Origin of the sequence: Dolichospermum sp. UHCC 0406 (assembly GCF_009712025.1) — a bacterium.
GTDB classification, from domain to species: domain Bacteria; phylum Cyanobacteriota; class Cyanobacteriia; order Cyanobacteriales; family Nostocaceae; genus Dolichospermum; species Dolichospermum lemmermannii.
This window is the reverse complement of sequence record NZ_VILA01000018.1, coordinates 17923-24018: the sequence shown is the minus strand read 5'-3', so window position 1 is coordinate 24018 and position 6096 is coordinate 17923. Positions and strand designations below refer to the sequence as shown.

Here is a 6096-nt window from a genome sequence, read left to right as displayed (position 1 = left end):
GCGAAACGACTCTATATGTGACTTGAAGCATCTTCAAGTAAACGTCGAGCTTCCGAAAACAGTAAACCAAAAAGTTTTTCCTCAAGGGTGATGGCTTTACCCACCATAGCCATCCCGAATCAAAAACTACGGATAAGCAAGTAGTATAAAACCCACATTCCGCCCCCTCAACTGTCACATACTAAGGCATTGGTGACAAGTTAAGGAAAAGGGGAAATTGTCAAGGGTGGTATTTGTACCCACATTCCGCACCCCCCGGTGTCACAATCGGTAATTTCGGACTTTTTAATATATTAAAGGATGATTTTTATACAAAAAGGTCGAAATTTTATGTGGCGATAGCGAAGCGCTGCTGCAAGCAGTTCGCTAATCCCAAATCCACCAACGACCATTTTTCGTTGTGTGACAGTTTAGGGTGCGGAAGATGGGTTTGTAGCCCACATTCCGCACCCTAACTGTCACACATCAACAAAAAGCTGGTTAAGTAGGGCTTGCTGAGTAAAGCTAGAACCGCCTCTAAATAAGGGTTTTGCTGATTTTGGGAACAAAAAAGTGCAAGGCTATGGCATTTAGAGCCTCAAAATCCTTGCATTTCTATGGAAAATCAGGGGGTGAATTTGGAAACCAATCTCCCAAACCACCATTTTTCGCACTGTGTGGCATCTAGGTTCGCTTTGGATACTTATTCAGCAAGCCCTAATTACAGTAGCAGCTACAGCTAGTAATTCTACACAGGCAGAATTTACATCTTTAGAAGCATTAATTCCCACTTTACCAGAAGCAGAACGCAACGATTTTTTGGTTAAAGTCCTCAAAAATGAGCCATTAATTGGAGTTCAATTAGCAAAAAGATTGAAAGAATTATCTAATAGTCAACTTACTTTAGTTCAAGGTAATGGTCTGACGGGGCGACAATGAAGCTAGGATGTAGGTAGAATAAGCTCTATAGCCCTTAGACCCCGTTGATAGTACTTGCGCTTATTAGGAATAAGTCTCAATAAATCTAAAACCGAGTCCCAGCAACTTGTATCAAAATCAACCCAAGCTGTACCATAAAATCCAATATAAAAAGTACTATGACGACGTTCATATCTGCCAAATTCTTTAACGCGACCAACGTATTTTTGCAACCCTTGGCGCTTAATTTGCCGTCCTTCAATAGTAGCACTAGTGTAGGCGATAGCTATTAATATAACCAAAGAGATTAGTCGATTGCCTCTAACTTGAGTACCTTCTAAACAATAACCTCCTTTTTTAAAGTCTCTAAACATTTCTTCAATACAAAATCTTTTCTTGTAAGCTGAAATAGCCTCGGCGATAGTATCTAAATTTGTTAAAATAAACCACGGTTCTTTTGGGGCTATTCCCTTAACTTTACCTTTCCATTTACCAGCGATATTGAAATTATCAAACCCATGAGTTTTTGTGACTTCAATACCTTGTAAAAATAAAGAAACACCTGGAGATAATCCCAAAGTTTTTAATTGCACATAAATATCTTTTTTTATTTCTACAAAGTGATTATTCTTCAATCGAAGACAGAAATATACTTCCCTTTCCCTGAAACAGTTTGCCAAGACAACAGAACAGAATTCTCTATCTCCTAATACACATATTTTATAAATATCAAATATCGGTAAAATATGGGATAATATTTTCTTTTGTTCATCAAAATTACTACTCCCTAATTTTGGTAATAATTCAAAATATACGGGAAAACTTCTGTTCTCCCATACCACACTTACCATAAACCTATATTTTGAATTGACTGTAATACAGTAATTATTATATTTAGAAATAAACTTTCGCTAGGGCTAAATTGTGTCTCTAAATATGTCTGATAAAATACAGGTAGCATAGGCAACATTTTTATTGGGTACGGGTTTTGATGTGTTACCGCTTCCCATCATACCTGCCTACAATCCTTATTCCATCAATCTTTGAGCGTATCCTTGAAAACAACTGGAAAATCCGGATCTTAACCTTTTTTCCGAAAAATATTGCTAGTCCTGGCAACTTGTCAATAATGTTACTTTCGTGTAATATAGATCTTTGGTTGTGAAAATATTTTTACAACGGGGTTTCCAATCATCAATTCAACATTCCGACAATAACCACACCAGGAAAAAATATGCTGTTTTTTTTCAAGTTGATTGATTATTTATTAGCCGCAGTTGCTATCACATCAATTTTCATCATTTATGTTGGTTCTAGTGATCAACAATATATAACTGCTGCATCCGTTGCTTTAACTGTTGCTCTTGGTTTGTTTATCTTCAATAGACAATCTGTGAAGAATGCTCAAAAGGAATCACAAAAAACTGAGCTTTCCAAAAAAGCTGAACTCTATACCTCTCTATTAAGCAATGGCACTACATTGGACTATAATACAGTTTTACCAGCACGAGCTAAAGCTTTAGAATATTGTCAAGAGTTGATTGATGATTATAAAAGTTCTCGAAATCTCGCCAGAACTCTTTACTATGTTTTGCAAATTTCTACCGTTATTTTGTCAGGTGTCACACCAATTTTAGTGTTGGTGGATAAATTAGAAGCAGGACAAAGCTGGTTAAAATGGCTGCCTGTTATTTGCCCAGCCGTTGCTTCCATTGTTGCTAGTATCGTTACCTCATTTCCTTTTGAAAAAAATTGGATGGCTGCTAACAAAGCCGTTGAATTATTAGAAGCTGAACAGGAAAAGTTTATTTTGGGAATTAGCCCAGCCTATCGTTGTTATGATATTTCCGAAGAAGGTAAACAACAACAAAGAGTAAGTCAGGCAATAGAACTATTTATTAATCAAGTGAATAATATTCACCTCCAAATAGTTCAACCCAGCAGTGATTCAGAACAAGGAAATCAAGAAAAACAAGAGTCACCACAACCTGAAGAATCAACTACAGGACAAAAAGTGGCTGCATAATCTTGGGCGCAGGGACTAATCTAATTGGACGCAAGACCTGCGCCCCTACGGAATTTCTGAAGGATCAAAAATGTCAGTTATCCCTGACATTACGGTTTATAGTAAAAAAATAGTTAGAATGGTGTAGACCCTCTTTTCCAGGGAGTCAACCCACTCGTGATTCTGATTAATTGCAACCTTGTATGAATTTAAATAGCCAGTCTGCCCATTCTTCCGATACATATTCCCAACGTTTGGCAGACATTGTGGGAACAGTGATCGCTTTGATCACCCTCACTTTACCAGTATTTATCATCGCCCACTATTCTTCAGTAAATGTTGAAAACAATCAGCCATCCTTAAGCTATAACCTATCTATTCCCGGAGATTAAAATATACAGCAGAATTTAGGAGTCAAAGCAGAGGATAATGGGCAGGGAGTTTTTTTCTCTGCTTTTTTTTGATCATTTGTGAAATTCGCCAAGATTTTTAGCAGGAATCTGGGGGAAGAGATCCACAATGCCTTAGAATCTTACACTGGGAGCGAAAATGGCTGCTACCGCTTATTCACTTTTAGTAAAGGAGTTTTGTTGTGGATTTATCTTTGATTCCTGCCCAACCAAAGCCAGGTGTAATTAATGTCCTGATTGAAATTGCTGGCGGAAGTAAAAATAAATACGAATACGATAAGGATTTACAAGCATTTGCTTTAGATCGGGTTCTCTATTCTTCGGTCAAGTATCCTTATGATTATGGTTTTATCCCTAATACCTTAGCTGATGATGGCGATCCGTTAGATGGTATGGTAATGATGGATGAACCAACATTTCCCGGTTGCGTGATTGCGGCTAGACCAGTTGGTTATTTGGAAATGATTGATGGTGGCGATCGTGATGAAAAAATTCTTTGTGTTCCCGATAAAGATCCGCGCTATGCTCATGTAAAGTCTCTCAAAGACATATCCCCTCACCGACTAGAAGAAATTGCTGAATTTTTCCGTAGTTATAAAAATTTGGAAAAAAAGGTCACGCAAATTCTCGGTTGGCAGGATGTGGATAAGGTAGCTCCCTTGGTGGAAAAGTTCATTCAAGCAGCTAAAGCTAAAGCATAATAGATTATGGGTGATGGTAATGTGAATTACTCATTACCCACTAAACCGATAATTGTGGAATCATCAGTAATCACTTACTGAGTCTAATTCCCAACTATCTTACTGGTTGCAAAAAAAATTTAAACTCAAATGCAGCGCACTCTCTTGTCGGCAAAAATTCATAACTGTACGCTCACAGCAGCAAATATTAACTATGTGGGTAGTATCAGCATTGACGAGGTTCTCCTGAAAAAAGCTGGTATATTCCTCTATGAGCAGGTACAAGTAGTGAATATTGCTAATGGTGAGCGTTTTATTACTTATGCCATACCTGCTCCCGCTAATTCAGGAGCGATTGAATTAAATGGAGCAGCCGCACGTTTAGGTGTAGTTGGCGATCGCTTGATTATCATGACTTACGGGCAGTTTACTATAGAAGAGTTAAAATGTTACTCTCCGACTGTTGTAATTGTGGGTGAAAAAAACCAGTTATTAGAAGTGCGACATTATGATGATCTGCTCAGTAAGCTCTAATTTTCAATAAAATGTTAAATTTTGAGTTGTCCGATTCTCAAATTTATGCTCCTGAACAACTAAGTCCTACTCTTGCTGGTGAATCTGATCTATTTCAGGTGCGATTCTTGTACGTGGTTTGATTCCTACTCCTAGTGGCTCAGAAAGCTGGAGTAAAACGGTTAGTAATCTCCTATCATCATTCTGATGATGATGATTTTCTTGATCATGTTCAAACTGAAATTCAGTCAGTATTCCCTAAAGCATTACTAGCTCGTGAAGGACTTATTTTAAGTATTAATTAATATAACCGCCTAAGAGGTGGGCGGGAAATCGCCAAAATGTGTACAGAAACGTGAAATCGCCCAAAACTGCCATCTTCCTGTTACCAATTCTCTAAACTTAATTCTTCAACTCTCAATAAATCACTATCATTAGAAACATTAATATTCATTATGATGAAACTGATTTAGATGTTGATTTAAAAAACTTGGGAATTATCTAAAATTTATGATCATAGTTAGCAATACTTCACCTACAGCACTTCCCGGTGTTATGAGGTACATATCTAGCGGGCAAGATGCCCGCACTACAAGAGTTTCGTGATTCAACTTTGTACCTCATAAGAGCGGAAACCGCTGTATTACTAATCTATCAGCTATAGGGAAAAATCCAATTAGTAGAACAACTTTATGGATAAATTATCATATCATCAGCCGTTTTTCAAGAATTAACACAATGGGGAGATTCAATACCAGGAGCAAAAGAAGTCAAAACTTATGACTGGATTATTGTAAAACCTGTTAATAATGTTAGTTTAGGACAATCTTTATTATCTCATTAATGCTTGAAACCCAGCTTGAATAAAATGCTTATCAAAAGTTAAAGCTTGAGTAACTTTATTTTGTTTCATTACCACAAAAGAAACACAATCAACTAAACCCCATGATTTATCTTGATGTTGTTTGTATAAATTTAATGCCTCTTCAAATAATTCAGGATTTAACCGGATAACTTCTACTTCATCAGAATTTAAAAAAGTTTCCATTAATTCAACTGCTTCACTTTTATAATTACTCGATAAAGCATTACCAACTTCTAATAAAATTGCATCAGTGGTTATCAAAGGATAATTTTCAAATTTTTGAGCTAATTCTAAAGCTTTGAGATGATATTGATCCCGTTTGTTTATTAAGGCTACAATAAACAGCGTATCAACAAAAATTTTATCCCTCACTTGTATCTCTCCCTAAACTAACACTCACTTGAATCGAGAAATCTTCAGGAGCATCAATTTTAATCTTTCGTAATTTGGACATGAGACTAGGTTTTTTAACAGCATTTTCTGAATCGCTTAACTGTTCAATAATTCCATAAACTTGATTAAGTTGTTCTTCTGTTAAATTTTTTAGTTTCTCTTGAATCATTTGTTTTGTAATCATAGTAACTTACCTCACATAACTATTCTTAAGTACAATTATAGCAAATGACTCTGTAAATTTTCTGGTGTTGCACATTATAGCATTTTTTAGTTTTGTGATGTCTGTTTATTACTCCAGTGTTAATATCCGAGTAATAGATTGTGTCAGAT

The 6096-nt window shown here is 36.3% G+C and carries 8 protein-coding genes and 1 pseudogene; 6 read left to right on the top strand and 3 right to left on the bottom strand.

The features are described from left to right. The first annotated feature begins 654 nt into the window (after positions 1 to 654). On the top strand, positions 655 to 918 hold the full coding sequence (locus FJR09_RS17320; RefSeq protein WP_041458150.1) for a hypothetical protein: 264 nt from the start codon (positions 655 to 657) through the stop codon (positions 916 to 918). Between the two features lie 2 nt (positions 919 to 920). Here FJR09_RS17320 and FJR09_RS17315 read toward each other — a convergent pair. Further along, positions 921 to 1751, bottom strand: a pseudogene (locus tag FJR09_RS17315) (IS4 family transposase); the annotation flags it as partial. A gap of 380 nt (positions 1752 to 2131) precedes the next feature. Between FJR09_RS17315 and FJR09_RS17310 the strand changes: the two are divergent. From FJR09_RS17310 to FJR09_RS17290, 5 genes are all read left to right on the top strand, one after another. Continuing rightward, positions 2132 to 2923, top strand: a complete 792-nt coding sequence (locus FJR09_RS17310) for a DUF4231 domain-containing protein (RefSeq protein ID WP_015081564.1) — start codon at positions 2132 to 2134, stop codon at positions 2921 to 2923. A 182-nt stretch (positions 2924 to 3105) separates the two neighbouring features. After that, positions 3106 to 3294 carry a hypothetical protein gene (locus FJR09_RS17305; protein ID WP_041458148.1) on the top strand — a complete coding sequence of 63 codons (189 nt, stop codon included), beginning with the start codon at positions 3106 to 3108 and terminating at the stop codon, positions 3292 to 3294. Positions 3295 to 3494: 200 nt separating this feature from the next. After that, on the top strand, positions 3495 to 4013 hold the full coding sequence (locus tag FJR09_RS17300) for an inorganic diphosphatase (RefSeq protein ID WP_015081563.1): 519 nt from the start codon (positions 3495 to 3497) through the stop codon (positions 4011 to 4013). 129 nt (positions 4014 to 4142) lie between these two features. Beyond that, complete coding sequence (gene panD / locus FJR09_RS17295; protein ID WP_015081562.1) at positions 4143 to 4526, top strand: aspartate 1-decarboxylase; 384 nt, start codon at positions 4143 to 4145, stop codon at positions 4524 to 4526. Between the two features lie 134 nt (positions 4527 to 4660). Then, entirely contained in the window at positions 4661 to 4810 is a 150-nt protein-coding gene (locus tag FJR09_RS17290; RefSeq protein WP_371260363.1) for a hypothetical protein, read from the top strand. Between the two features lie 527 nt (positions 4811 to 5337). Here FJR09_RS17290 and FJR09_RS17285 read toward each other — a convergent pair. Beyond that, positions 5338 to 5742, bottom strand: coding sequence for a type II toxin-antitoxin system VapC family toxin (locus tag FJR09_RS17285; RefSeq protein ID WP_015081561.1), 405 nt, complete (start codon positions 5740 to 5742; stop codon positions 5338 to 5340). Further along, entirely contained in the window at positions 5732 to 5947 is a 216-nt protein-coding gene (locus FJR09_RS17280) for a hypothetical protein (RefSeq protein WP_015081560.1), read from the bottom strand. Before FJR09_RS17280 ends, FJR09_RS17285 begins: the two co-directional genes overlap by 11 nt. Positions 5948 to 6096: the final 149 nt, after the last annotated feature.

Coding starts and splice junctions, on each gene's coding strand:
- FJR09_RS17310 (WP_015081564.1), top strand. CDS start 2,132: ATGCTGTTTTTTTTCAAGTTGATTGATTATTTATTAGCCGCAGTTGCT.
- FJR09_RS17280 (WP_015081560.1), bottom strand. CDS start 5,947: ATGATTACAAAACAAATGATTCAAGAGAAACTAAAAAATTTAACAGAA.
- panD (WP_015081562.1), top strand. CDS start 4,143: ATGCAGCGCACTCTCTTGTCGGCAAAAATTCATAACTGTACGCTCACA.
- FJR09_RS17305 (WP_041458148.1), top strand. CDS start 3,106: ATGAATTTAAATAGCCAGTCTGCCCATTCTTCCGATACATATTCCCAA.